At 61.4% G+C, this 25,725-nt stretch carries 22 protein-coding genes; 13 read left to right on the top strand and 9 right to left on the bottom strand.

Features of this window, described 5'->3' with window-relative positions:
• Position 1: 1 nt before the first annotated feature.
• Entirely contained in the window at positions 2-1,066 is a 1,065-nt protein-coding gene (locus MLC70_RS04970; protein ID WP_248181965.1) for a hypothetical protein, read from the bottom strand.
• 266 nt (positions 1,067-1,332) lie between these two features.
• Here MLC70_RS04970 and MLC70_RS04965 point away from each other — a divergent pair, with 266 nt between their 5' ends.
• On the top strand, positions 1,333-1,605 hold the full coding sequence (locus tag MLC70_RS04965; RefSeq protein WP_248181964.1) for an HU family DNA-binding protein: 273 nt from the start codon (positions 1,333-1,335) through the stop codon (positions 1,603-1,605).
• A 66-nt stretch (positions 1,606-1,671) separates the two neighbouring features.
• Here MLC70_RS04965 and MLC70_RS04960 read toward each other — a convergent pair whose 3' ends face one another.
• The 8 genes from MLC70_RS04960 to gshB all read right to left on the bottom strand — a co-directional run bounded on the left by MLC70_RS04960 (position 1,672) and on the right by gshB (position 8,579).
• Positions 1,672-2,691: a putative solute-binding protein gene (locus tag MLC70_RS04960; protein ID WP_248181963.1), complete on the bottom strand. Its 1,020-nt coding sequence runs from the start codon at positions 2,689-2,691 to the stop codon at positions 1,672-1,674.
• 213 nt (positions 2,692-2,904) lie between these two features.
• Positions 2,905-4,155 carry a dihydroorotase gene (locus MLC70_RS04955; protein WP_282448320.1) on the bottom strand — a complete coding sequence of 417 codons (1,251 nt, stop codon included), beginning with the start codon at positions 4,153-4,155 and terminating at the stop codon, positions 2,905-2,907.
• 53 nt (positions 4,156-4,208) lie between these two features.
• Positions 4,209-5,222 (bottom strand): aspartate carbamoyltransferase catalytic subunit, encoded by a 1,014-nt coding sequence (locus MLC70_RS04950; protein ID WP_248181961.1) that lies wholly within the window; start codon positions 5,220-5,222, stop codon positions 4,209-4,211.
• Between the two features lie 41 nt (positions 5,223-5,263).
• Positions 5,264-5,773, bottom strand: a complete 510-nt coding sequence (pyrR, locus tag MLC70_RS04945; protein WP_248181960.1) for a bifunctional pyr operon transcriptional regulator/uracil phosphoribosyltransferase PyrR — start codon at positions 5,771-5,773, stop codon at positions 5,264-5,266.
• 8 nt (positions 5,774-5,781) lie between these two features.
• Positions 5,782-6,207, bottom strand: coding sequence for a Holliday junction resolvase RuvX (gene ruvX, locus MLC70_RS04940; RefSeq protein ID WP_248181959.1), 426 nt, complete (start codon positions 6,205-6,207; stop codon positions 5,782-5,784).
• Positions 6,200-6,766 carry a YqgE/AlgH family protein gene (locus tag MLC70_RS04935; RefSeq protein WP_248181958.1) on the bottom strand — a complete coding sequence of 189 codons (567 nt, stop codon included), beginning with the start codon at positions 6,764-6,766 and terminating at the stop codon, positions 6,200-6,202. The genes ruvX and MLC70_RS04935 overlap by 8 nt, the downstream gene beginning before the upstream one ends.
• Positions 6,763-7,629: an energy transducer TonB gene (locus tag MLC70_RS04930; RefSeq protein ID WP_248181957.1), complete on the bottom strand. Its 867-nt coding sequence runs from the start codon at positions 7,627-7,629 to the stop codon at positions 6,763-6,765. Before MLC70_RS04930 ends, MLC70_RS04935 begins: the two co-directional genes overlap by 4 nt.
• A gap of 2 nt (positions 7,630-7,631) precedes the next feature.
• Complete coding sequence (gene gshB / locus MLC70_RS04925) at positions 7,632-8,579, bottom strand: glutathione synthase (RefSeq protein ID WP_248181956.1); 948 nt, start codon at positions 8,577-8,579, stop codon at positions 7,632-7,634.
• 280 nt (positions 8,580-8,859) lie between these two features.
• On the opposite strand from gshB, the gene pilG reads away from it, so the two are divergent.
• From pilG to MLC70_RS04865, 12 genes are all read left to right on the top strand, one after another.
• A complete protein-coding gene (pilG, locus tag MLC70_RS04920; protein ID WP_008175635.1) occupies positions 8,860-9,252 on the top strand; it encodes a twitching motility response regulator PilG in 393 nt (130 codons plus the stop codon).
• A gap of 32 nt (positions 9,253-9,284) precedes the next feature.
• Positions 9,285-9,647 carry a response regulator gene (pilH, locus tag MLC70_RS04915; protein ID WP_248181955.1) on the top strand — a complete coding sequence of 121 codons (363 nt, stop codon included), beginning with the start codon at positions 9,285-9,287 and terminating at the stop codon, positions 9,645-9,647.
• A gap of 20 nt (positions 9,648-9,667) precedes the next feature.
• Positions 9,668-10,213, top strand: a complete 546-nt coding sequence (locus tag MLC70_RS04910; RefSeq protein ID WP_248181954.1) for a chemotaxis protein CheW — start codon at positions 9,668-9,670, stop codon at positions 10,211-10,213.
• A 90-nt stretch (positions 10,214-10,303) separates the two neighbouring features.
• Entirely contained in the window at positions 10,304-12,379 is a 2,076-nt protein-coding gene (locus tag MLC70_RS04905; RefSeq protein WP_248181953.1) for a methyl-accepting chemotaxis protein, read from the top strand.
• Positions 12,380-12,406: 27 nt separating this feature from the next.
• Entirely contained in the window at positions 12,407-13,306 is a 900-nt protein-coding gene (locus MLC70_RS04900) for a CheR family methyltransferase (RefSeq protein WP_248181952.1), read from the top strand.
• Positions 13,307-13,317: 11 nt separating this feature from the next.
• On the top strand, positions 13,318-20,808 hold the full coding sequence (locus MLC70_RS04895) for an Hpt domain-containing protein (RefSeq protein ID WP_248181951.1): 7,491 nt from the start codon (positions 13,318-13,320) through the stop codon (positions 20,806-20,808).
• Entirely contained in the window at positions 20,808-21,860 is a 1,053-nt protein-coding gene (locus MLC70_RS04890) for a chemotaxis protein CheB (protein WP_248181950.1), read from the top strand. Before MLC70_RS04895 ends, MLC70_RS04890 begins: the two co-directional genes overlap by 1 nt.
• Before the next feature lie 11 nt (positions 21,861-21,871).
• The gene (locus MLC70_RS04885) at positions 21,872-22,333 is read left to right on the top strand and encodes a chemotaxis protein CheW (protein ID WP_248181949.1); all 462 of its coding nucleotides are present in this window, start codon (positions 21,872-21,874) and stop codon (positions 22,331-22,333) included.
• An 81-nt stretch (positions 22,334-22,414) separates the two neighbouring features.
• On the top strand, positions 22,415-22,906 hold the full coding sequence (locus tag MLC70_RS04880; protein ID WP_248181948.1) for a Fur family transcriptional regulator: 492 nt from the start codon (positions 22,415-22,417) through the stop codon (positions 22,904-22,906).
• On the top strand, positions 22,899-23,678 hold the full coding sequence (znuC, locus tag MLC70_RS04875) for a zinc ABC transporter ATP-binding protein ZnuC (RefSeq protein ID WP_248181947.1): 780 nt from the start codon (positions 22,899-22,901) through the stop codon (positions 23,676-23,678). The genes MLC70_RS04880 and znuC overlap by 8 nt, the downstream gene beginning before the upstream one ends.
• Positions 23,665-24,477, top strand: coding sequence for an iron chelate uptake ABC transporter family permease subunit (locus tag MLC70_RS04870; protein ID WP_248181946.1), 813 nt, complete (start codon positions 23,665-23,667; stop codon positions 24,475-24,477). Before znuC ends, MLC70_RS04870 begins: the two co-directional genes overlap by 14 nt.
• A 73-nt stretch (positions 24,478-24,550) precedes the next feature.
• The gene (locus MLC70_RS04865) at positions 24,551-25,570 is read left to right on the top strand and encodes a PAS domain-containing protein (RefSeq protein WP_248181945.1); all 1,020 of its coding nucleotides are present in this window, start codon (positions 24,551-24,553) and stop codon (positions 25,568-25,570) included.
• Positions 25,571-25,725 lie beyond the last annotated feature (155 nt).

Raw genomic sequence — 25,725 nt, 5'->3', positions numbered from 1 at the left:
GTTACAGCAAATCGTCCAGATCCATGGTTTCGACGGCGTCGCCCTCGTCATCCCAGAAGGTCCCCAACTGGCCCATCGGCGTACGATGACCATTGCTCTCGACCCACATGCGGTCGGAGATGGCCACAATCATCTGCGTTGCCATGGCATCAACAAAGCGCCATTGTTCATTGGACGGTGTTTCGTCGAGGGATTCCGCGTGATTGCGGATCACGTCGCGCAGACGCTCGTTATCGCCCTTGTTCTGGGCAGAAAGGGCGTGGAACACATGGCTGATGCGTACGCCGGCTTCCTCACCCTGACGGTCGGCAATTTCCAGTCGCTGGAAGGGATCCTCACCGTCCGGCGTGGCGCCGGGGATCATCGCCCAGACGGTGGCGCGCAGGGCCATCGGCGCACCCCACCATTTTTCGTTGTCCAGACAGCTGGTGGCGCGGGCCACCATGGAACCTACGTTCTTGGGCACGCCGATGGCCGAGGTGGACTGGATTTCGGCATTCAGGGCCTGAAGACCGGACAACAGGCCCGCGAGGTAGATAAATTCGTCCAGATCGTCGTCGAAGTCGGGACATTCGCCGTTGCCGGGCTCGCCGTAGAAGGTGTTGTGGTGCTGCCAACCCCGGAAATATCGCTTGGCGGCGGTAGCATGGGCCCGCTTCTGGCGGATCATGGCGTCTTCTGCGCTGTCCGCGTTCATCGCGCGCAGTGCCGCCAGTCCCTGCAGTTCGTATTCCCGGGCATGTTCCTCGGAACAGCCACCCGCTGACAGATAGAGCATCACCGCCAGTTGGTCCGGCTCGCTGGTTACACGGCCGAACGACATCAACAGCGGCGCGGTGGCCTCACTCATGGAGCACCCCATCGCCAGATCGCTGCTCTCCAGCAGGTAAGGCACCGTGTGGTTTTTGGAAAAACCCTGCATGACGTCGCCGGTGGTTTTGTAAATCATGTGATTCACCACGCCGCAACCGCTCAGTGCAACACTGGCGACGACGGCGGCGGTCAGTCCGCGCAGCCGGGCCATTCCGGGCAACCGCGATGTGGCTGCTTGCTGGAGATCTGTCATAACTTCTGCACCTTGTTTTCTTATTTTCGAGAGAAACGGGCCGTCCGGTCTGTCACCCGCACTCTGTTACAGTATGTAACCAGGTGCGCATTATGGCGGACAACCCCGTGTTTTTATGAGAACCGCACCGCAATTGGCAGCGAAGGCTGCCCTGACTTCCCCGGCGCGGGTTTGCACAAACGCACCGGAACCACTATAGATTGGTTCAGCCGGCGGCTGGCTTGCCGCTGGTGTATAACCAAAACAACGACAACAAGGAGTACCCGATGCGCAAACCTGAACTGGCAGCCGCCATTGCCGACAAAACCGGCCTCACCCGCGATAAAGCCAGCGAGGTGATCACTGCCTTCACGGACCAGATTTCGGCTGCAGCCTCCAGGGGCGAAGACACCACGCTGATCGGCTTCGGCACGTTCAACATTCGCGCCCGCGAAGCCCGCGATGGCCGCAACCCACAGACCGGTGCCACCATCCGGATTCCTGCCAGCAAGACCGTCGGGTTCAAGGCCGGCAAGGCCCTGAAAGACTCGATCAGCTGATCGGATCGGGCCCGCGCCTGCGGGCCTTTTCACCGTTTCTCTTCAGCATTTCTGCGCAAACCCTTCTCAGGACGCACACTCGGATCGGGCACCGTCCACGCGGCAACGAATGGCCTTCATCAGTCTGATCGCCCGCTCGTCATAGACACCGTCTTCCAGCAATGACAGGTGCACGTTGCGCAGCATCTTGTCGTACTCCGCCGTGTCTTCCTGTGGCAGGTGCATCCACACGTCGTCCGGGATTTCCGCTTCAGCCTGAGCAATGATTTTGTAGGCTTCATCGATGCGCTTGATGGACTGGTCCCGCACCATCTGGCCGGCCGCATCCGGGAAACGGTCACGGTGGATGATCACCTGGAAATTCATGTAGGCCAGGGCGTACTTGAACACGCCACCGTTCGGGGTCACGCCCTTATAGAGTTCAAGGGGGGTGTAGGCCACAGCCGGCGCATAGGCCAGATCCACGCTGCCGTTGTTGAACTTGCCGGCAAAGTTGGCGGAGTTGGACCCTACCACCGAGGCGCCTACATGACGCACCATGCGCACCGAGGCGCTATCAAAGTCGAGAGTCGCTATACGCTTGCCCTGCAGCTTTTCCACCGAATCGATGGCGCGGTCACGGGTGTGCAGGTAAACCGCCCCGCCGGGGAACACCCCGGCCACCTCGTAAGGTCCATCAATCAGAAGCTCGCGGGCCTTGGGCTGACTGAGGGTGTTGTACAGCAGGCGCATTTCCTCTTCGCCGGGCACGGCGCCCATGGCCTCGAGAGAACCGGTGAACTTGTTGAATTCACGGGCGCGGGTTCCGGTCAGCAGCACCGCATCGCATTGGCCGGCCTTGAAGTCTTCCGCGGCCACTTTCTCATCCGTGTAGGCGCGCAGATTCAGCTTGATGCCTTCTTTGAGGGCGACGGGCTGGAAAGTTTTGGTGATGGCGAACAGCGGGCCATTGGCACCCACCGGGTCAAACACACAAAAGCTTCTTTCGAGAGGGATTTCCTGGGCCTGGCTGACAGGCGCCAGCAAGAGACTGACACACAACGCGGCCGCGGCGGCCACCCTGTGCGGGAGGTTAGCTGATTTCACGGGGATAACTCCTGAATTATTATTGTCAGACGTCAGACACATCCTGTTGTATCCGATCATCGTGAGCTCCTTGACCGAGGTTAGGTCGGTCCCCACAAGAATACGTTGGCACAGGTGCCTGCCTTCAAGGGCTTTTCAGCAAAAAGGTGAGAATCTGTGATGGGTTCGACAGAGGTTGGGCAACCTCTGCCGCATTTCCGGAATGGGCAGCCCTCAGCGGGCATCCCCGCCCCAGGCCAGGTGCCCGTTGCAAAGCGTAAGTCGGACCACACCGGGCAATGCATTGCCCAGGATCGGCGCGTGGCGCCCGGCCGAAACCAGGGTGTGCGGGTCCGGCGTCCAGCGGGCATCCGGGTCGAACACGCACAGGTTGGCGGGCTCATCCTCCGCCAGAATGGCCGTTTCACCGAGGATGGCCGCGGGACCACGGGTCAGCGCCGCCAGCAGGCGAGGCAGGCTGAGTTCGCCACGGTCTACCAGCATCAGCCCCATGGACAGCACGCTCTCGATGGTGGACAGCCCCGCCTCGGTGGCCCCCAGCGGCGCCTGTTTGGCCGCAGAATCGTGAGGCTGATGCTGGCTGACGATGGCATCGATCACGCCGTCACGAACACCGGCCAGCAACGCCTGCCGGTCAGACTCGGCCCGCAGCGGCGGGCGCACGTGAAAACGGCTGTCAAAGCCGGCCAGAGCATGTTCGGTGAACAGCAACTGGTGCATGGCCACATCCGACGTCACCGCAATACCACGACGGCGGGCGTCCGCCACCATGTCGACACTGCGCGCCGAAGACAGCTGGCTCAGGTGCAGGCGAACGCCGGTTTCCTCCGCCAGCAGCAACATCTCCATCACGGCGGTGGTTTCCGCCACTTCCGGAATGCCGAGCAACCCGAGCCGCGACGCCACCAGACCGTCATGGGCGTAGCCGTCGGCGGCCAGAGCCTGATTCTCCGGGCTGAACATCACGGTCATGCCGAAGGTCTGGGCGTAGGCCATGCAGCGACGCAAAATACGCGCATTGCGAACCCCGCGACTGCCATTACCGAGGGCAACACAGCCGGCACCCGCAAGCCCTGCCATATCGCTCAGCAGCTCACCGTCGAGGCCACGGGTTATGGCGCCAATGGGCAGAACCCGAATGGGCGAACGGGCCTGGGCACCGTCACGGATCAGATGGGTGACCGCCCCGGAATCGTTAACCGGCGAGGTCTCCGGCGACGCGCAGACAGTGGTGAAACCACCCTTTGCTGCGGCCCGGGTTTCCGAGGCTATGTTGCCTTTCTGGCCATTGCCGGGTTCCCGCAGGTTGCAACACAGATCCACCAGCCCCGGCGCCACGATGCTGCCGGCGGCGTCGAACACCTCATCAGCGCTGACGGTGTCTGCCGCCGCGCCCAACGCAGTGATCACGCCGTCGGCGACCACCAGTGACGCCTTGGTCAATTCCTCACGGCCGGGCAACATCAGACGGCCATTTGTTATCTTCAGGGACAGCCCGGGGGTGTCATTGGTTACGCTCACGCCTGCGCCCTCCCGGCCTGTTTCTGATTACGCTCAGCGACCTGCCCACCCATGGCCATGGACATGACCGCCATACGGATAGCGATGCCGTTGGTGACCTGGTCCAGAATCACCGATTGCGGCCCGTCCGCCACCGCGGACTCAATTTCCACCCCGCGATTGATCGGCCCCGGGTGCATCACGATGCACTGGGGATGGGCCAGTGCCAGCTTGGCCTGATTGAGGCCGTAGAGGCGGTAGAACTCCCGCTCGCTAGGCAGCAGGGCACCCTCCATGCGCTCTTTCTGCAGCCGCAGCATGATCACCACGTCGAGGTCCTTCATACCCTTCTGCATGTCATATTCCACCGAGCAGCCGAGGCTCTCCACGTCGCGCGGCAAAAGCGTACCGGGGGCGATCACCCGCACTTCCGCCGCGCCCAGTTCGTTGAGCGCGCGGATCTGGGAGCGGGCCACACGGGAATGCAGCACGTCACCCACCACCGCGACTTTCAGGCTTTCGAAGCCACCCTTGTGCTGGCGGATGGTGAGCATGTCGAGCATGGCCTGGGTCGGGTGGGCATGCCGACCGTCACCGGCGTTGATGATGGCCACGCCCGGGGTCACGCTCTCGGCTATAAAGTGCGGCGCGCCGCTCTGGGAATGCCGCACCACAAACATGTCACTGGCCATGGCTTCGAGGTTCAGCAGGGTGTCCGAGAGGGACTCGCCCTTGGAGGTGGCGGAGGTGTTGATGTCCAGATTCAGCACGTCGGCCGACAGCCGCTTGGCCGCCAGTTCGAAGGTGCTGCGGGTGCGGGTACTGGATTCGAAAAACAGGTTCACCACGGTGCGGCCCCGCAACAGCGGCACCTTCTTGATGCTGCGCTCGCCCACTTCGATGAACGAGTCGGCGGTGTCGAGGATGTCCGTCAGCAGGGCGCGGTCGAGCCCGTCGAGGGTGAGGAAGTGACGCAGCTGGCCGTCTGCGGTCAGCTGCAGGGATCGGTTGGGTGCTTGTTCTACAGTCATGGGTCGCCTGTTCGCCTGTGCGCGTGGTCGTTTCGCGGTGGTTACTGCCCGGTTTCCTGCAATTCGATGTGGAGCGGCTCGGGGCCGCGGAGTTTCACCCGCTGGTGACTCTCCAGGGCCAGCACCTCGCCGGTGACATCCGGCTGGATCGGCAATTCCCGCGCCCCCAGGTCCACCAGAGTGGCGAGAATGATGCTGGCGGGCCGGCCATAATCGAAGACCTCGTTCATGGCGGCGCGAATGGTGCGCCCGCTCATAATGACATCGTCGATCAGGATGATGTCGCGGTCCTCGGTGCTGAACGGCAGGCTGGAGGGCATCACTTTCGGGTTCAGTCCGATGCGGCTGAAATCGTCGCGATAGAAGGAGATATCCAGTTCGCCATAGGGCTCTTCCAGGCCCAGACGTTTGCGCATGACATCCGCCACCCAGACACCACCGGTGCGGATACCGATCAGTGCCGGCGACGCCACACCCCGTGCGGCCATAATCTCACGCAGGCCGGCTTCGAGTTCATCCAACAGCCGGTTCATATCAAGCAATGCGGTCATCTATTCCCTCACTGTTGGCGAAACCAGGTTTCCAGAATCAGTACGGCGGCGCGATCGTCCACGCCGTGGCGACCGAAGTCGCGGCTGCCACCACTGGCCATGACCTCGCCCTTGGCTTCAAAACTGGTCAGGCGCTCATCCACCATTTCCACCGGTACATGGAAGCGGCCGTGCAGCCGTTTCCCGAATTTTCGGGCGCGGGCACACATGTCGTTTTCACTGTCATCCATATTCAGGGGCAGGCCAACCACCACCAGATCCGGCTGCCATTCTGCCAGCAACCGGGCGATCACCTCCCAGTCGGGGATGCCGTCACGGGCAGGTATCATGGCCTGGGGCTGGCCGGTGCCAAGCATCTGCTGGCCGGTGGCCACGCCAATGCGGCGGGTGCCGAAATCGAACGCCATCACCCGCTGGTTACCCGCCTCAGGCATGGCCGATCGACTCGCTCAGCTGGTTCAGATCAATGCCGATCAACTTCAACACCGCGCTGTAGCGCTCTTCCCACGGTGTGCGGAACAGCAGGTCAGTGGTGGCCGGGCAGGTCAGCCAGGCATTGCTGCCCAACTCTTCCTCCAGCTGACCCTCACCCCAGCCGGAGTACCCCAGGGCCACCAGAAATTCGTCCGGGCCTTCGCCACCGCCAATGCCTTCCAGAATATCCCGCGACGTGGTCAGCATGACGTCGTCGGTCACCCGCGCCGTGTTATGCCAGGTGGTGCCCGGACCGTGCAGCACGAAGCCGCGCTCAGGCTGCACCGGACCACCACTGAACACCGGCAGATCGAGCTCGCCGCCGTCCATGTCCAGCTGTTCGAGGATCTCACCCAGGTGAATGTCCAACGGCTGGTTGATCATCAGCCCCAGTGCGCCGTCGTCGGAATGTTCGCACAGGTAAATCACCGCACCGTGGAAGCGCGGATCTTCAAGATAGGGCGACGCCACCAGAAAGTGGTGCCGCAGACTGTTGGGAGAGTGTTTCGATGCCGTCATCCGGATGTCAGCCCCCGCCGCTGGAAAGACCAGGTTCGAATGATTTCCAGTTCATCCGCCTCTTCTCGCATTTCGTCCGGAAATGGCGCAAAGGGCGCAGCCATGCGGACGATGCCGATGGCGGCATCGTCCAGCACGGTGCTTCCGGACGACTGCAGGATAACCAGTTCCTTGATTGTGCCATCCTTCTTCAGAGACACCAGCATTCGCAGCGTACCGTAAATGCCTGCCCGTCGGGCTTCCGTGGGGTAATTGATATTGCCCACGCGGGTCACCTTGCTGATCCAGTTCTGCACGTACCAGGCGTTACTTGAGCGCAGGGTGGAGGCAGCGGTCACCCGCATCACCCGCGGTTTCTTCGCGTAGGCCTGGCGCTGGGCATCCAGACGCGCCTCCAGGCTGGCAATCTCCAGACTACGTTCCATCAGACTCTTTTTTTGGCGCACCGGCAAGGGCTCATCGGTGGCTTCCACGGTTTCGTCTGGCTGGCTCACCTGACGCCGGCTAGCGGCCTGCGTCTGCACCACGGCCTGCTCCCGGCGGGTAACCGGTTCGGTCTGTGCCGGTGGCTCCGGCTGCACCTCGGCGATCTCGGGCTGGCTCACGTCCGTGGGCTGGGGCGAGGTCATCTCCCGCGCATCCTCCTCGGTGCCACTGCCCTGTTGGCTGGTCTGGGCAAGGAAATCCGCTTCGTCGGGATCGGTCTCGTCGTCAAACTGGGACAGGGTGATTTCCATGGTCTGCGCCGACGAGCGCGGCGACTCCGGCGCAAAGGTTATCCCCAGAACCACCACCGCATGAACCGCCAGCGCCATAAACAGCGTGAAGGAAAACCGGTCGAAATCGCTTACCTGTCCAGCCATTGCTACTTCAACCGCCCCTCAATGGCGCCCATCAACTGATCGGCAATGTCGATGCCGAAGGCGGAATCCAGCTCGCGAATGCAGGTGGGGCTGGTAACGTTGATCTCGGTGAGGTAATCACCAATCACATCCAGCCCGACGAACATCAGCCCCTTCTCTTTAATCACTGGCGCCACACGGTCACAGATCTCGCGGTCCCGCGCGGTCAGCTCACGGCCTTCGCCCCGGCCGCCGGCAGCGAGGTTGCCACGGTTCTCGCCATGGGAGGGAATACGTGCGAGGGCATAGGGCACCGGATCACCATCAATCAGCAGAATGCGCTTGTCGCCGTCGCTGATTTCCGGGATGAATTTCTGCGCCATCGCCTGATGAGCACCGTGCTGGGTGAGGGTTTCAATAATGACCCCCAGATTGGCGTCGTTTTCCTTGATGCGGAAAATCGAGCGCCCGCCCATGCCGTCCACCGGCTTCATGATGATGTCTTTATGTTCGGCGTAGAACTCCCGGAACCGGGCCGATGAACGGGTCACGATCAGCGGCGGTGTCAGGTCTTCAAACTGGGCGGCAAACAGCTTTTCGTTGCAGTCCCGCAGGGTGGCCGCAGGATTCACCACCAGCGCACCCTGCTGCTCGGCAGCCTCGAGGATGTAGGTGGCCATCAGGAATTCGCGATCCACCGGCGGATCCTGACGCATCAGGATCACGTCCAGGTCGCCCAGTGCCCGGTCCTGCGAAGCGCCGAAGGCATACCAGTTCTCCGGATCCATGTGCACCGTCAGGTCACGGGTATGCGCCCTCGCCTGCCCGCCCTTCAGATACATGTTCGGCAGCTCCATGTATTCGATTTCCCAGCCGCGTTTCTGAGCGGCAAGCAACATGGCCAGAGAGCTGTCTTTCTTGAAGTGGATCTTCTCGATGGGGTCCATCACGATCCCGAGTCGGACTGTCATAATGCCTCTTGAGCTCCAGGGTTTAAAAACACGAACCGGTCAGCAGAGCGAAGGATTGAATCAGTGCTATGCTGTGAACACAGATGGTATTGTACCCGAGCTTTGAATGCATCCGGAGAAATCCGCTGTGCATTACGTGACGTTGCGGGCAGAAGTACATTTAGTCACAAAGTTGTGCTTTTTATCCGGCGATCGATCCTCTATAAAGAAGAACCTTAAGGTTTGTGTTAAAGACCACGTTTAAAATAATGACAGTCGCAGAGCGCAAGGCAGTTGGACAATGGATGACAACTTCGAGAATCTGAAGATTATGGTGATCGACGACAGCAAGACCATTCGTCGCACCGCAGAAACCCTTCTGAAAAAGGTCGGCTGTGAGGTCATCACCGCAACTGACGGCTTTGACGCTCTGGCGAAAATCGCCGATTCCCAGCCGGATATCATCTTTGTCGATATCATGATGCCCCGCCTGGACGGTTATCAGACCTGCGCCCTGATCAAAAACAATTCCTCTTTCAAAAAGACGCCGGTCATCATGCTCTCCAGCAAGGACGGTCTGTTCGACAAGGCCAAGGGCCGCATTGTCGGCTCTGACCAGTACCTGACCAAACCGTTCAGCAAGGACGAGCTTCTCAACACCATCCGCCAGTATGTACCGCAGGCGGAACAGTAAATCTGCCGAAGTAAAGAAACTCTGAGGAAATCATGGCCCGCATTCTGATTGTTGATGACTCCCCCACCGAGGTTAAAAAAATCTCAACCATTCTGGAAAAGCACCAGCATGAAGTAATGACTGCTGATAACGGTGCTGATGGCGTCGCCAAAGCGCGCGCTGAAACTCCGGATCTGGTTCTGATGGACGTAGTCATGCCTGGCCTGAACGGTTTTCAGGCCACCCGGCAGCTCACCCGCGCTCCGGAAACTGCCTCTATTCCGGTGGTTATTGTCACCACCAAGGATCAGGAAACTGACCGCGTCTGGGGTACCCGTCAGGGCGCCAAAGGCTATCTGGTCAAGCCTGTCAATGAAGATGATCTGATCACGACCATTAACAGTCTGATTGCCTGATCCCTAACCGTGGAGTAAGCATGTCCGCCCAGGCCGCCCCTTTTGCCGTTCTGACGGATATCGCCCAGCGCAGCCGGTCCATGGCGGCCGGTCTGCCGGAACAGCAAGAAGCCGTCGAACTCTGGAACGGCATCGGCTTTGTGCTGGCAGGGGAGCGCTACGTCGCGCCCATGGGCGAGGTCACTGAAATTCTCCATGTGCCCCGGTTTACGCACATTCCGGGCGTTCAGCCGTTCATGATGGGCGCCGCCAATGTTCGTGGCCGCCTCCTTCCCCTTGTTGATCTTGCTGGTTTCTTTGACATCCCCCGATCCTCACGCAGTCTGCGGGAGCGCCGGGTGCTGGTGGTGGAACAGGGTGATGTGTTCAGCGGACTGGTGGTCGACAGCGTGTCCGGTATGCAGTATTTCGCCAGGGACAACTTCGTGGCTTCGCCCGAAGGGGTTCCCGGCAGCGTTCAGCCGTTTGTGAATGGCGGTTATGAACGAAACGAAGAAGTCTGGAAAGTGTTCTCCGCCGCCGACCTCGTGGATGACGAACGGTTTCTGGACGTTGCGCAGTGGTAAGGATGATGACAATGGCAGGAGCATCATCCCTGCTGCCCAAGCTCGCAAAAGCAAACTTGCCAATATAATGAAAAGGCCGGGAGCCAGAAAATGAAAAACACAGCCGGAAGATTCAGTATGGGACAGGAGGGCAACAAACTCGTTGCCGGCCTGATTGCCGCACTGATTGCACTCACCGTCCTGCTTGTTGTGGTTCTGTTCATAATCAACAAGGACAGCCAGAACGATCAGGAATACATCGCCCACGCCTCCGGGCTGCGGGTACTGTCACAGGAGATCGCCAAGAACGCGACCGAAGCCGCCGGTGGCACCGCCTCCGCGTTCGATCAGTTGCGTCGTTCCCGTGACGAGTTCCAGCAACTGTGGTCCTACGTGGTTGATGGCAACCCGGAAACCGGCCTGCCTCCCAGCGAGATTGCCCGCCAGAGCAGCGTGCAAACCAACTGGGACGTGGTTCGTGACAACGCCGACAGCATCCTCTCCACCCGCGATGCGGTACTCGGCCTCCACGAAGTGGCACGCACCCTGAACGAAACCATTCCCCAGCTGCAGGTGGAATACGACGACATCGTACAGATCCTGCTGGACAACAACGCGCCGGCCGAACAGGTGGCACTGGCCCAGCGCCAGTCACTGCTCGCGGAACGGATCGTACGCTCGGTCAACAACGTTCTTTCCGGTGATGAAGACGCGGTTATCGCCGCCGACCGTTTTGGCCGTGACGCCAGCCTGTTTGGCCGTGTACTGCAGGGCCAGGTGGAAGGCAATCCCGCCATGGGCATCTCCCGCGTAGACGACGAAGACGCCATCTACGGCCTGGAAGCGGTCGGCGAACTGTTCGAGTTCGTGTCCCAGAACGTTGACGCCATCCTTGAAGCTTCTCCCGACCTCTTCAAGGTGCGTACCGCGGCCTCGGACATCTTCCAGAATTCCCAGATCCTGCTGGACGACATCTCGGTTCTGGCCAACCAGTTTACCGGGCAGGCCGGCTCCCGGCTGATCAGCCCGACACTGGCGTTTATCCTGCTGGCCGCCATGGTCGGTATCGTTGTCCTGATCGGTGTAGTGCTCTACCGCGAAGCCCAGGAGCGTCTGGCAACCACCCAGGAACAGAATGAGCAGAACCAGAACGCGATCCTGCGACTGCTGGACGAACTGGCCGACCTGGCCGACGGTGACCTGACAACGGAGGCCACGGTTACCGAGGACTTCACCGGGGCCATCGCCGACTCCATCAACTACGCGATCGACCAGATGCGCGGCCTGGTTCAGGCGATTCGTGGCACCGCGGTACGGGTAGCCTCCGCCGCCCAGGAAACCCAGGCCACGGCCATGCACCTGGCGGATGCTTCCGAGCACCAGGCCCAGGAAATTGCCGGCGCCTCCGCTGCGGTTAACGAGATGGCGGTGTCCATCGACCAGGTATCTTCCAACGCTGCGGAATCCTCCGCGGTGGCGGAGCGGTCGGTTGCGATCGCCAAGAAAGGCGCGGAAGTGGTACAGAACACCATCCGCGGCATGGATAACATCCGTGAGCAGATCCAGGAAACGTCCAAACGGATCAAGCGCCTGGGTGAATCTTCCCAGGAAATCGGTGATATCGTATCGCTGATCAACGACATCGCCGACCAGACCAACATCCTGTCCCTGAACGCAGCAATCCAGGCCTCCATGGCCGGTGATGCGGGCCGGGGCTTCGCGGTGGTAGCGGACGAAGTACAGCGACTGGCGGAACGTTCCTCTGCAGCCACCAAGCAGATTGAAGCACTGGTTAAAACAATCCAGTCCGACACCAACGAAGCCGTTATCTCCATGGAACACACCACCGCCGAGGTGGTCCGTGGTGCCCGTCTGGCACAGGACGCGGGTATCGCCCTCGAGGAAATCGAGAACGTATCCATGTCTCTGGCGGAACTGATCCAGAACATCTCCAACGCTGCACGTCAGCAGTCGTCCTCGGCAGCACACATCTCCAACACGATGAACGTTATCCAGGAAATCACCTCCCAGACCTCCTCCGGTACCAACGCGACCGCGAAGTCCATCGGGAACCTGGCAGAAATGGCGTCCGAGCTGCGGTCCTCCGTTGCCGGCTTCACCCTGCCCGAGGAAGAAGGGTCGGAACAGTACGAAGAGGAAGACAGCGACGTCCCGGTGGTGGGCTGATCACACTGCCGAGGCGACTGACGGTTTATGGCTGAAACACGCAACGACCTGTCAACTGCCGAGGGCATCTGGTCCCTGCGCCGACTTCCCTATATGGATGAGGCGCAGTTCAGCCAGTGGCAAACACTGCTGGAACACCGAACCGGGATTACGCTTTCCTCCGGTCGCCGCTCGTTTCTCGAGACCAATCTCGGGATCCGTATGCGCGAAATCGGGTGCAGCAGTTATCAGGCCTATTACGAGAAAATCGTCTCCGGCCCCGATGCCATTGTCGAGTGGGCAACTCTGGTTGACCGCCTGACCGTTCAGGAAACCCGGTTCTTCCGGGATCCCGATGCCTTCCGGTTCGTCTCGGACTTTGTCCTGACCCGGCCCCGAGAACAGCTGAAACGGCGACCACTGGAAGCCTGGAGCGTGGGCTGCTCCACCGGAGAAGAGCCCTACACGCTGGCGATGGTGCTGAACGAATGCATGACCCAGCTGGAGCTTCCGCCGCTGTTTGGCGTGACCGGCTCGGACATCAGCAAACCGGCGATTGAGAAAGCCCAGAAAGGCCTGTTCAACGCCCGCAAACTGGCGGGTATGAATGACGATCTCAAGGCCAGGTATTTCCGGCCGGCGGAGCGGAACTCCGTGGAAATGGTTGAGGGCATCCGCGAGCGGGTGTGCTTCACCCGACTGAACGTGCTGGACCTGAATCAGGCACCCATGCACGGCATGAACATTATCTTCTGCCAGAATCTGCTGATTTACTTCCGGCGCTGGCGCCGGCGGGAAATCGTCAAGCGACTTGCAGAGAGGCTGGCGCCCGGGGGGTTGCTGGTCCTGGGCCAGGGGGAGCTGACCGACTGGCAGCCCCCTGGCTTACAGAGGGTACCCTCGGAACATGTGCTGGCGTGGATCAAACGCCAGACTGACGAAGAATAACCGGAGTGGTTATGGGCAATCACCATGACAGCATCGCCCTGGACTGGGTTCGGGGCGAAATACAGGACACGCTGACCCAGGGTCAGCAGGCACTGGAAGCGTATGTCGAAAACCGCGACGATACCGCGCGGCTTCGCTTCTGCCTCAACTACCTCCATCAGGTGCACGGCACCCTGCAGATGGTGGAGTTGTATGGCGCTGCCCTGCTGACCGAGGAAATGGAGAAGCTCACCCAGGCGGTACTGAACGATACCGTTGCCAACGTGGACGATGCCGTTGAGGTACTGATGCAGGCCATCCTGCAATTGCCCCAGTACCTGGAGCACCTTGCCAGCAGCAAGGACGACTTTCCCATGGTGCTGCTGCCGCTGCTTAACGACCTGCGTGCCGCTCGGGGTGAATCCCTGCTGTCGGATACCTCACTGTTCAAGCCGGACCTGGGCCCGTCGCGGCAACGTGCCGCCGCCAATGCCTCCCAGCGATTGCAGGACCCCAAAGTACTGGGTCACATCCGCAAGCTGCGCCAGATGTACCAGTTTGCCCTCGCCGGCGTGGTGCGCGAAGCCGATCTGGACGCCCATTTCGATTACATGCAGAAGGTTATCCAGCGCCTGATCCGTCTGTGCCAGAAAACGCCCCGCGGCGAACTCTGGAAGGCCGCCGGCGCGTTCGTGGAAACCCTCCAGCAACACGCCAACCCGGTCAATACCGCGGTCAAATCCCTGCTGCGGGAACTGGATGCGGAAATCCGCCGCCTCACCGATGAGCATGTGGACATTCTGCAACAGGCGGTGCCCGAGGCAATGCTCAAGCACTTGCTGTATTACGTGGCCCGCGCACGTGATCTCGACACACCGCTGGTGTCCGACCTGCGCCGCCGTTATCAGCTGGATCAGGCATTGCCGTCCGAGGATGACGTGGACGCCGCCCGCACTCGGGTCTCCGGTCCCGGCCGTGAAGCCATCCACTCGGTGGTCAGCGCCCTCAACGAAGAGCTGGCCAAACTCAAGGATCAGCTGGATCTGTTTGTGCGCGCTGAACTGCGCCAGAACGATGAGCTTGAAGACCTGCTACCGGGCCTGAAACAGGTGGCCAATACCCTGGCGGTACTGGGCCTGGGCATTCCACGCCGGGTGGTGAACGAGCAGATTGAACTGGTGGAAAGACTGGCCCGCCAGTCCGACGTCGTCGACGACGGCACGTTGATGGATATCGCCGGCGCCCTGCTCTATGTCGAAGCCAGCCTGGCCGGCCTGGACAGCGATCGTTACCAGCAAACCGGTGAGTCCGCCGATGGCGAACAGACCGTCAACATGGGCAGCCGCGAGCTGGGTGAAGCCAGTGAAGCGCTGCTGCGGGAATCCCGCAACACCCTGGAACAGGTGAAAACTGCAATCGTGAATTTCATCGCCTCCCAATGGGATGTGCGGGAAATCGAACACGTGCCCGGCCTGTTGCACAGCATTCGCGGCGGCCTCGGCCTCATTCCCCTTGAGCGGGTGGCCGACATGCTCGGTTCCGCCGAGCGCTACATCACCGACGTGCTGCTCGGTGGCCGTCAGGTACCGGACTGGAAACAGCTCGATACCCTGGCCGACGCGGTGACCAGCATCGAGTACTACCTTGAGCGTTTGGCCGAGGGTATCAGCGATAACGACAGCATTCTCCATGTGGCCGAGGACAGCCTGGCGTCGCTGGGCTTCCCGGTGGGCGCCGAACCGACCTGGCAGCAGGCCGGAGATAAAGACGTTCCCGTGGTGGAGACAGAGTTACCGGTGCTGGAAGAGCAGCCGGTGGCCGCAGAAAACAAGACCTCCGACGACGAACTGCTGGACGACGAGATTCTCGGCATCTTCGTGGAAGAAGCTGAAGAGGTTCTTGAAACCATTCACGAGTTCTATCCACGGCTGCGCCAGAATCACGACGACCGTGAGGCCCTGACCGAAGTTCGTCGCGCGTTCCATACCCTGAAAGGCAGTGGCCGTCTGGTGGGCGCTGCCAGCATTGGTGAGCTGGCGTGGTCGGTGGAGAGCCTGCTGAACCGGGTAATCGATCAGACCATCAAGCCCAACGACGAGCTGTTTTCACTGATTGACGACGTCAATGCCCGCCTGCCCTCACTGATTCGCGAATTCCGCGAGGGTCAAAGCGGTGGCGACGTGGCACAGCTGATCGAGCGTGCCGAAGCCATGTCCACCACGCGCATATCCGATGGTGAACATGCGGCAGACACCGCCGTTGCGGAACCCGCCCCCGAGGTCGGCGAAGCACCGGTCGCCGCCGCATCGGCGTCAGCCGAGGACGATGACGACCTTATTGACGACGAGATTCTCGAGATCTTTATCGAGGAAGCCGGCGAGGTCCTGGACACCATTCGCGAATACTTGCCGATGCTGCTGCGGCAACACGACGACCGCACCGCGTTGTCGGAAGTTCGCCGTGCATTCCACACCCTGAAAGGCAGCGGTCGCATGGTCGGTGCCCTGGTGGTGGGTGAGCTGGCCTGGTCGGTTGAGAACATGCTGAACCGGATCATCGATGGCAGCATCTTCATGAACGATGACATCGCCACCCTGCTGGACGACGTCACCGCTGTGCTGCCGACACTGGTGGAAGATTTCGAAAAACGCCGCGCAGCAAGCGTGGACATTAGCGCACTCGAGGCCCGCGCCATCGCCCTTGCCAACGGCGAGATTCCCGACGCGACCAGCATGCCGGCGTCGGAACCGACCGACACCAGCGCTTACAGTGATACTGAAGAACTGCTGTCGCTGATCTCCGATGTCGACGACAACGGTGTTGATCCGGTTCTGCTGGGCATTTTCGAGAGCGAAGCGCAAACGCACCTGCAGACACTTCAGGCATTTCTGGAAGGCGCGGGCGAAAAGGCCACCGTGGCCTACACCGACGATCTGTCGCGGGCACTTCATACCCTCAAGGGCAGCGCACACACTGCCGGCATCGCGCCCATCGCTGCGGTCATTACGCCGCTGGAGCGTTTCGTCAAGGAGGCGCGGGCCCAGAACAAGCGGGCCGATCGTGAAGTCACCGGGCTGATTGCCGACGCCTGTGAATTCCTCAATCAGGGCCTGAGCCAGCTCAGAGCGGACCCGCAAGCACCACTGGCGGGCACCGACGACTACCTCGAGCGACTGGCACAGATTTCTGCCGACACCCTGCGCAGCTACACCAGTGACGACAACAAGCAGACCAGCCAGCCGTCCGCACCGCAACTCGTGCAATTGTTCCTCAATGAGGGGCTGGACATTCTGCTCGACGCCGACCGTATTCTGGACGACTGGGCCGCGGACCCGGGGCGGATTGCTGCGGTTGAAACTCTGCGCACCGAGCTCCAGCAGCTCACCGCAGGTGCCCGAGACACTGGCCTGGCCGATGTGGCCGGCCTGTCGGCGGCCTTGTCACAGACGTACGAGCAGGCCGCCAGCGGCAATGTGACGCCGGACGACACGCTCTTTACGGCCGTGCGCGCCGCCCACGAACAACTGATCAACATGATGGATCAGGTCGCCGCGGGCCTGGCCACCGAGTCGGGTGATGAACTCATCGGCGAACTGGAGGCCCTGGCTGCCGACGCAGGGGAGCCCACGCCGAAGGAACCCGACCCGTTCGAGCAAGAGTTCACCAACGACCTGGAAGAGATCGACCTCAGTTTCGACCTGGACGAAGCCGAGCTGCCGACCCTTGCCGGTGATGAACCGCCTCAGGAACAACACGACGCCGACACTGACGACGAAACGGATCAGGAACTGGCAGAAATCTTCCTGGAAGAAGCCCGTGACCTGATCAACAGTTCCGCGGAAACGCTCCAGAGCTGGAGCGACAACACGGGCAATTTCGACCAGTTACGCCTGCTCCAGCGGGATCTGCACACCCTCAAGGGGGGTGCTCGTCTGGCGGACATTCCCGCGGTCGGCGACCTGTCTCACGAACTGGAAACCCTGTTCGAGGGGCTGACCGAGCAACGGCTATCGATTACTGATGAACTGTCCGACCTGCTGTTCCGCAGCCATGACCGCCTCGCCGGAATGGTAGACGCACTGGAACAACAGGAAACCCCGCGCCCGGCGCCGGATCTGATCGGTGAAATCCATCAGTACATGGACAGCGCGACGGGCTCGCGGCCGGTGACCGATGTCAAAACCTCGGAGCCCGACACGGATGACGAACTGCCGCTGCCGGATCTGGACGAATCCGCCGAAGGTGACGACGAACCGACACCGGATCAGGCCGACGACGAGCTCCAGGCCTCTGATCTGTCTCACATGGACCCGGAACTGATCGGCATCTTCCTGGAAGAAGCCTACGACCTGATCAATTCCACCGGCAGCGCCCTGCACACCTGGAGTGAAGATCCCTCCAATCGGGACGTTGCCGCCGAGCTGCAACGGGATGTGCACACCCTCAAGGGTGGCGCCCGCATGGCCGGTGTCGATGCCATCGGCGACCTGACCCACGTTCTCGAGGATCTGTTCGAGAAGGTGGCGGAAGGTCAGCTGGACGCCAGTGACGCCATGAACGATCTGCTGTTCGCCTGTCATGACCGCCTCGCCCAGATGGTGGAACAGGTCGCCACCCAGCGACCGTGCCCGCCGGCAGACGAACTGGTAATGCAGGTGAAAGCGATTCTTGCCGGTGAATCCCTGGCGGAAGAGGATCGGACCGAAACAGCGGAACCGGCCGAAGCGCGGCCGGAGCCTGCAGACAGCGACGACTTTGATCTGTCGCCGGCCATGGCCGAGGCCATTCCCGAGGCCACCGACGACGAACTGATCGGCATCTTCCTCGATGAAGGCCTGGAGATTCAGGGCGCCATCAGTGAGTGCCTGGCCCAGTGGCGCGAGGAACCGGACGAGCTCACCGGGGTGACCCAGCTGCAACAGGAGCTGCACACCCTGAAGGGCGGTGCACGACTGTCGGATGTGGATCCGATTGCCGATCTCGCGGAAGCCTGGTCCGATGCCCTCGACCCGCTGATCAGCGGCGACAGCAATCAGGCCATCCTGCTGACCCTCAGTGACCGGGCGCTCACCCGCCTGAAAGAGATGCTGACCAGCCTGGAAGAAGGCGGAAAGCCGGTTGCCGATAACGATCTGTGGCGTGCCTTCCGCGACGCCCATCGGGACGCAGAGAACACTCACGCTGAGCCGACGGAATCCGAAGAGACCGAGTTGGATCCGGAAGTCCTGGAGATTTTCCTGGAGGAAGCCGGGGAAATTCTCGACCAGCTCGAGCACCTGCTCGATGACTGGCGCAAGGAACCGACCAACCACCATTTCAATCAGGAAGCCCAGCGGGCACTGCACACACTCAAGGGGGGCGCGCGGCTGTCACAGCTGCGCGAACTGGGCGACAAGGCCCACGCCTTTGAGACCCGGCTGATCGATCTCGGTGGCAACGCCCCGGACGACAGCACCTGGCAAGCCATCACCGCGGACAACGACACCATCGTGGCGTTAGTGGGCGGTATTCGCCAAAGCGTTGAACAGGGCAGCCCGATGCCGACCCCGGCACCGGAACAAAAACCGGAACCGCCCACCGACACGCCGGCCCCCGCGGCGACCAAACCAGCGGAACCGGCGCCGGCTCCGCAGACCGGAAAAGGCCTGGCCAAGCCGCGCAAAAAAGCCGCTGAGGCGCAACGTGCCGCCCAGGAAACCATCCGGGTCTCGGCACCGTTGCTGGACGAACTGGTCAACCTGGCCGGCGAGACCAGTATTACCCGTGGCCGCCTTGAGCAACAAAGCAGCGATTTCAGCCACACCCTGGATGAAATGGCCGCCACCATCGAGCGTCTGCGCGAGCAGTTACGGCGCATGGAAATCGAGACTGAAACCCAGATCCTGTTCCGTGCGGAAAAGGAACACGGGCCGGACTACGGCGACGATTTCGATCCGCTGGAAATGGACCGATACTCTTCGATCCAGCAGCTGTCGCGGGCACTGACCGAGTCGTCGTCAGACCTTGCCGACCTGCGGGAAACCCTGTCCGACCGGGTGCGAGATACCGAGACCCTGCTGGTGCAGCAGTCACGCATCAACACGGAACTCCAGGAAGGTCTGATGAAGACCCGGATGATTCCGTTCTCCTCGATGGTGCCGCGCCTGCGCAGGATCGTTCGCCAGATCAGCGGCGAGCTGGGCAAGAAGGTGGAATTCGACGTCCGCAACCCGGAAGGGGAAATGGACCGCAATATCCTCGAGCGGATGATTGCACCGCTGGAGCACATGCTGCGCAACGCCCTGGACCACGGCATTGAAACGCCGGCCGATCGCAAAAAATCCGGCAAGCCGGACACCGGTGAAGTCACCCTGTCACTGACCCGCGAGGGCGGTGATGTGGTGCTGCGGATGATCGACGACGGTGCCGGCATTCCGTCCAGCGTGATCCGTGACAAGGCCATCCGCCAGGGCATGTTGGGCAAGGATGAAGAGCTGAGCGAGCGGGAAGTCCTGCAGTTCATCCTGCAACCGGGCTTCTCCACTGCCCAGCAGGTCACCCAGATTTCCGGCCGCGGTGTCGGCATGGACGTGGTGGCCAGCGAGATCAAACAGCTTGGCGGCAGCCTCGACATTGACTCCACCGTCGGCAAAGGCACCACCTTTACGGTGCGGCTGCCGTTCACCGTGTCGGTCAACCGTGCACTGATGGTCTCCACCGGTGAGGATTTCTACGCCATACCGCTGAACACCATCGAGGGTATCGTGCGGGTCAGCACCTATGAGCTCGAGGAATACTACAAGCCGGACGCCCCGATGTACGAGTACGCCGGCCAGCAGTATCGCCTGCAGTACCTGGGCAACCTGCTGAACAGTGACCACCACCCGAAACTCCAGGGCCAGGCCCTGCCGTTGCCGGTCATTCTGGTGCGCGGTGCGGAACAGCCTATGGCCCTGCAGGTGGACAACCTGATGGGCAGCCGTGAAATCGTGGTTAAATCCCTCGGGCCGCAGTTCAGCTCGGTACGGGGCGTGTCCGGTGCCACCATTCTGGGTGACGGTAACGTGGTGGTGATTCTCGACCTGCCGGCGATGATCCGCTCCGACATTCTGTCCGAGCGCCAGCGTCTGGCCAGCCTTGAAAAAGCCCGCGAATCCGCCCGCTACATTGAGCGCGCCACCGTGGTAATGGTGGTGGACGACTCGGTGACCGTGCGGAAAGTCACCTCGCGCCTGCTGGAACGCAATGGCATGGAAGTGGTGACCGCGAAAGACGGTCTCGATGCGGTTGCGCAGCTGCAGGATCACAAACCGGACATCATCCTGCTGGACATCGAGATGCCACGCATGGACGGCTTCGAAGTGGCAAGCTTTGTGCGCCACGACGACAACCTGCGCGACACCCCGATCTGCATGATCACCTCGCGAACCGGGGAAAAACACCGCGAGCGGGCATTGGCCATCGGCGTAAACGAGTATCTCGGCAAGCCGTTCCAGGAAACCGAGCTGCTTGAGACCATTTCCCGGCTGACCGGTAATCAGTGATGACCGGCCTTGCCGGCCGGCTCAGGGTCGGGATCGTGTCGGATATCGTCCTGCAGCGTCACCGTCTGCAGGCGGCCACGTCAAAGTTCGGCCTGGAGGTGTGTTTTTCCGGCGATCCGGAGCGTCTGCAGGGTTACCCGGAATTTCCGGAGGCCAGCCTCTGGCTGATCACTCTGGAAGACGAAGCCGACCACCCGGTACTGTTCGATCACCTGTTGGAAAACACCGATGTACCCGTGCTGTTCGGGCTGGACCCGGCACCCAAGCCAGGCTCCATCGACTATTTCCGCTGGGAACGGCGGCTGCTGAACAAACTGGAACAACAGCTGGGCCACCTGGAGGAGCTGGATTCGGAAGCGAGTCTGGAAGAACTCGCCGGGCAGGAGCCAACGGACACCCCGGCGCCCGTGCTGTCGCAATGGATCACACCGGCAGCGCCGGATTCCATAGCCGAGGAGATCTGGATTCTTGGTGCCTCACTGGGCGGTCCGGCGGCGGTCAAAACCTTTCTTGATTACCTGCCTGCAGGCCTGCCTGTGGGTTTCGTATACGCCCAGCACATCGATGGCAATTTCACCGAGGTTCTGACCCGGGTACTGGGCCGCCACGCCCACTATCAGCTGAAAAAAGCGCGCACCGGCTACCGCATCCGAAACGGCGATGTGGTGATGATGCCAGTGGAGCGGGAGTGGAACCTCGATGAGGCCGGTGCGCTGGCCGAAAAGGACTCGCCGTGGCCGGGCCCCTTCGGGCCCTCCATCGACCAGGTCCTGCTCAACGTTGCCGATCATTTCGGCGCCCGCTGCCATGCTATCCTGTTCTCCGGAATGGGTAACGATGGCGCTATTGCCGCCCCGATGCTGAAGGCTTATGGCAGCAGGATCTGGGTGCAGGAAAGCAAAAGCTGCGGCAACAGCTCCATGCCGGACTCGGTCGCCGCGACCGGGTGCGCCTCCTTCTGTGGCACACCCGAACAACTGGCGCGGGAACTGGTCAAAACGATTGAAGAATCCTGCCTGCTTAAAGGCCGGCAAAACAGGGATTCCGCCTGAGGACATGAGTAATGAGTGAAAACAGCCAAACCCTCTCCTGCGTTATCATCCCGATGAACGGCCGACAGCTGTTGTTGCCCAACGTGACCATTGCCGAGGTGGTGGATTACGCCAGCAACGATGCCGGTGCCAACACGCCGGAGTGGCTGGTGGGCCACCTCGACTGGCGAGGACTGGCGCTGCCGGTGATTTCCTACGACGCCGCCAACGGCGCAACGCTCACCATTCCCGGTGACAATCGCGGCCGTATCGTGGTGCTGAACACGGTCAGCGACCACCACCAGCGAGTGCCTTTCATGGCGCTGGTAACCCAGGGCATTCCCAGCCAGACCCGCCTGACCGAAGAGCAGATTCGCCGTCTTGATGGCGAGGCAGGGCCTGCCGATCTGATGCAGGTGGAGGTGGAAGGGGATACTGCGTGGATTCCGAATCTGGAGTACCTGGAATCGCTGGCGGCAGACGCTGTTCGCTGATTGAAGCGCTGACCGGATCTGGCGGATGGCACTGTCCTTTGCAAATGTTATAATGTTGCAAATTTTCCAGGACAGCGCCCCATGTCTGCCAACGCTCTTCCCTATCGCCCCCACAATCACGATGCCTGCGTTTCCCGGGCACTGGCCGATGCCCGCGCCATTTGCCAGCAGAACAACGCCCGGCTGACACCGACCCGGGAACGGGTGCTTGAGCTGATATGGCAGTCTCACAAGCCACTGGGTGCCTACGATGTATTGGCGGTACTGGCGGAAGATGGCCACAACGCCGCCCCGCCCACCGTGTACCGCGCCCTGGATTTTCTGCAGCAGCACGGGCTGGTGCATCGCATTGCCTCACTGAATTCCTTTGTTGGCTGCACCCACGCCGGCAAGAATCATAACGGTCTGTTTCTGATCTGCCGCCAATGCAGTAACGTGCTGGAGCTGACAGCCCCCGCAGTTGCAAGCGCGGTTTCTGAAGCCGCCTCGGCCGAAGCGTTCAGCCCCGAGGACGTCACCATCGAAGTGGCCGGGCTTTGCCCACGCTGCCAGGCGGACGCCGGCAATGACTGAACCGCTGGTAACACTGGATCAACTGACCGTTGCGTTTGACGGCCGCCCCATCGTGGATCGGGTCAGCCTTACGCTGCATCGCGGCGATATCATCACTGTGATCGGACCGAATGGCGCCGGAAAAACCACCCTGATCAAGGCGATTCTGGGCATACAGAAGGTCACCTCCGGCTCGGTCACCCTCGCCGACCGCCTCACCGTGGGCTACGTGCCACAGCACCTGAACCTGGAAACCACGCTGCCCCTGAGCGTGCAACGGTTTATGAGCCTGAGCGGTCGCAGCCTGCAGGAGTGCCAGGCGGCCCTGGACAAAACCGGCGTCGGGCACCTGATGGGCGCCTCCATTCATCACCTGTCCGGCGGCGAACGGCAGCGCTTGCTGCTGGCGCGAGCGCTGGCACGCAAGCCCGACTTTCTGGTGCTGGATGAGCCGGCCCAGGGTGTCGATATCAATGGTCAGGCGGCGCTGTATGACCTGATTCGTCAACTCCGCGACGATCTGCACTGCGGCGTCATCATGATTTCCCACGATCTGCATCTGGTGATGGCCGCCACCGACAAGGTGATCTGCCTCAACCAGCATGTGTGCTGCAGCGGCTACCCGGCGGACATCTCCCACGATCCTGCGTTCATCGAAACCTTTGGACAGCCGGTTGCCGACAGCCTCGCGGTCTACCATCACCACCACAACCATCACCACGATCTGCACGGCGATGTGGTGGACGCAGGGCGCCACCCTGACCACAAGGAGTGCGGCCATGCCCATCATTGACGCCGTGCTTGATGACTTTTTCTGGCGCGCATTGATCGGCGGCCTAGGTGTTGCACTGGTCGCCGGTCCCCTCGGCTGCTTTGTGGTCTGGCGCCGGATGGCCTATTTCGGCGACACCCTGGCCCACTCGGCGCTGCTGGGCATCGCCCTGAGTTTCCTGATCAGCGTGCCATTGAACGTGGGCGTGATCATCACCTGCGTGGTACTGGCCATTGCCCTGGTGCTGTTCTCCCGCAGCCGCACCCTGGCCACCGACACCCTGCTGGGTATCCTCGCCCACAGCGCGCTGGCCATCGGCCTGGTCACCCTCAGTTTCATGCCGGACGTGCGGGTGGATCTGACCGGATTGCTGTTTGGTGATCTGTTAGCCATGAGCCGCAACGACCTGCTGTGGATCTACGGCGGCGCGGCGGTGATTCTGGTGTTGTTGGCCACGCTGTGGCGAGGTCTGCTGATGAGCACCATTCACGAGGAACTGGCGCGGGTTGAAGGTATACCGGTGGAACGTCTGCGCCTGGTGCTGATGCTAATGTTCTCGCTGGTGATTGCCGTGGCCATGAAGATTGTCGGCGTACTGCTGATCACTGCGCTGCTGATTATCCCCGCGGCCACGGCCCGCCGTCTGGCGCATAGCCCGGAACACATGACCCTGCTGGCCATGGTGTTCGGCTTCGTCGCGGTGGGCGGCGGGCTGAGCCTGTCCTGGCACCTGGACACTCCGGCAGGGCCGTCCGTGGTGGTCACCGCATTCAGCGTGTTCCTGTTGATCTACGGCAGCGCCCGCCCCGCACGTTCCTGAACGCGGACGTTTCGCTGCGGGCAACACTGGTCTACAGTGAAGGACATCGCTGATCGCCTGAACGGACCCGGCCATGGACAGCCCTCGCTCCGCAAACCACTTCGAGAGAAGCCCGGTTCAACGCATCTGGTCACTGTGGCGCCCGTTTCTTTGGGTGCCCCTTCTGGTGCTGGCCTTCGGGCTCGCCGTCACCGCCAGCACGGCCTACTTGATGGCCGACCACACCCGCACGCTGGCTCAGCAGGCCTATTCTGCCCAGCACGATGCCCTGGTGTCGCGCCTGCACGCCCGGGCTGCCGCGCAATCTCCGGAACCAAAGATCGAGGACTGGCTGGCGTCGGTGTTTCCAGACGCATCGCCGAATCTGCTGACCATCCGGGTGGATACCCTGGAGCGACACAGCAAAACGCCGTTGTTCCTGCGTGGCACTTCGGCGCCCCTGGACGGCTCACTGTCGCTGCGCTCCGAGGTCAATCTGCCGGATCATCACTGGCTGATCACCACCATTCCCGACACGGCCGTGCTGAGGGCGCAAACCAACCGTGTACGCATCGTCACCTGGCTTGCCGGAGCATTGATCACCGCGCTCGGGGTGGCGCTGACACTGCTGTTATGTGCCCGCATCGTCCGCTTGCGTGGGCAGCTTGGCGGGCAACAGGTGTTGACCGAAAAACAGGAACAGCAACTGGACAACAACCAGGTGGAGAAATCCATTCTGCGTCAGGCCCTGAACGACAGTGAACAACGCAGTCGCGACCTGGTGGCACTGTCGGGTGCCATCGTTGGTGAACTGGACGAGCAGGGGCGAATCGGCTTCGTCTCCGCAGAAGTGGCCGAATGGCTGCAACGGGCACCCGCTGACCTGGCCGGAACCCGCTTTGAGGAACTGGTGAGCGCCCGCTCCCAGCCCAACCTCCAGCGGACCCTGGAAGCCGCCCGCAGCGAAAAAGCGCTGCAGCGGATTGATCTGGATCTGCTGTCCGCCGGCCCCGAGGCCAACGCGGTTCCGGTGACACTTCGGGTTCTCGCGCTGCAGGATCCGCTCCATGGTTTCACAGGTTACCGCCTCAGTGCGCGACCCGGGATGCATTGAGCTCCTGCGCCATGAGGATCAGAACCCTGTGGTTCAGCCAGTACAGCTGCTGCACGGACTACCGTTGCCACTGGTAGTGAATTGCAATATCATCATATTCGATAAACTGCATATGCAGAAAAACATATATTAATCTGCTGCTTTGTCTTTAGCGA

The organism is Marinobacter goseongensis (genome assembly GCF_023156235.1).
In the GTDB taxonomy this organism is placed as follows: Bacteria; Pseudomonadota; Gammaproteobacteria; order Pseudomonadales; family Oleiphilaceae; genus Marinobacter; species Marinobacter goseongensis.
The sequence above is the reverse complement of the archived record's forward strand: the minus strand, read 5'-3'. Positions and strand labels throughout refer to the sequence as shown.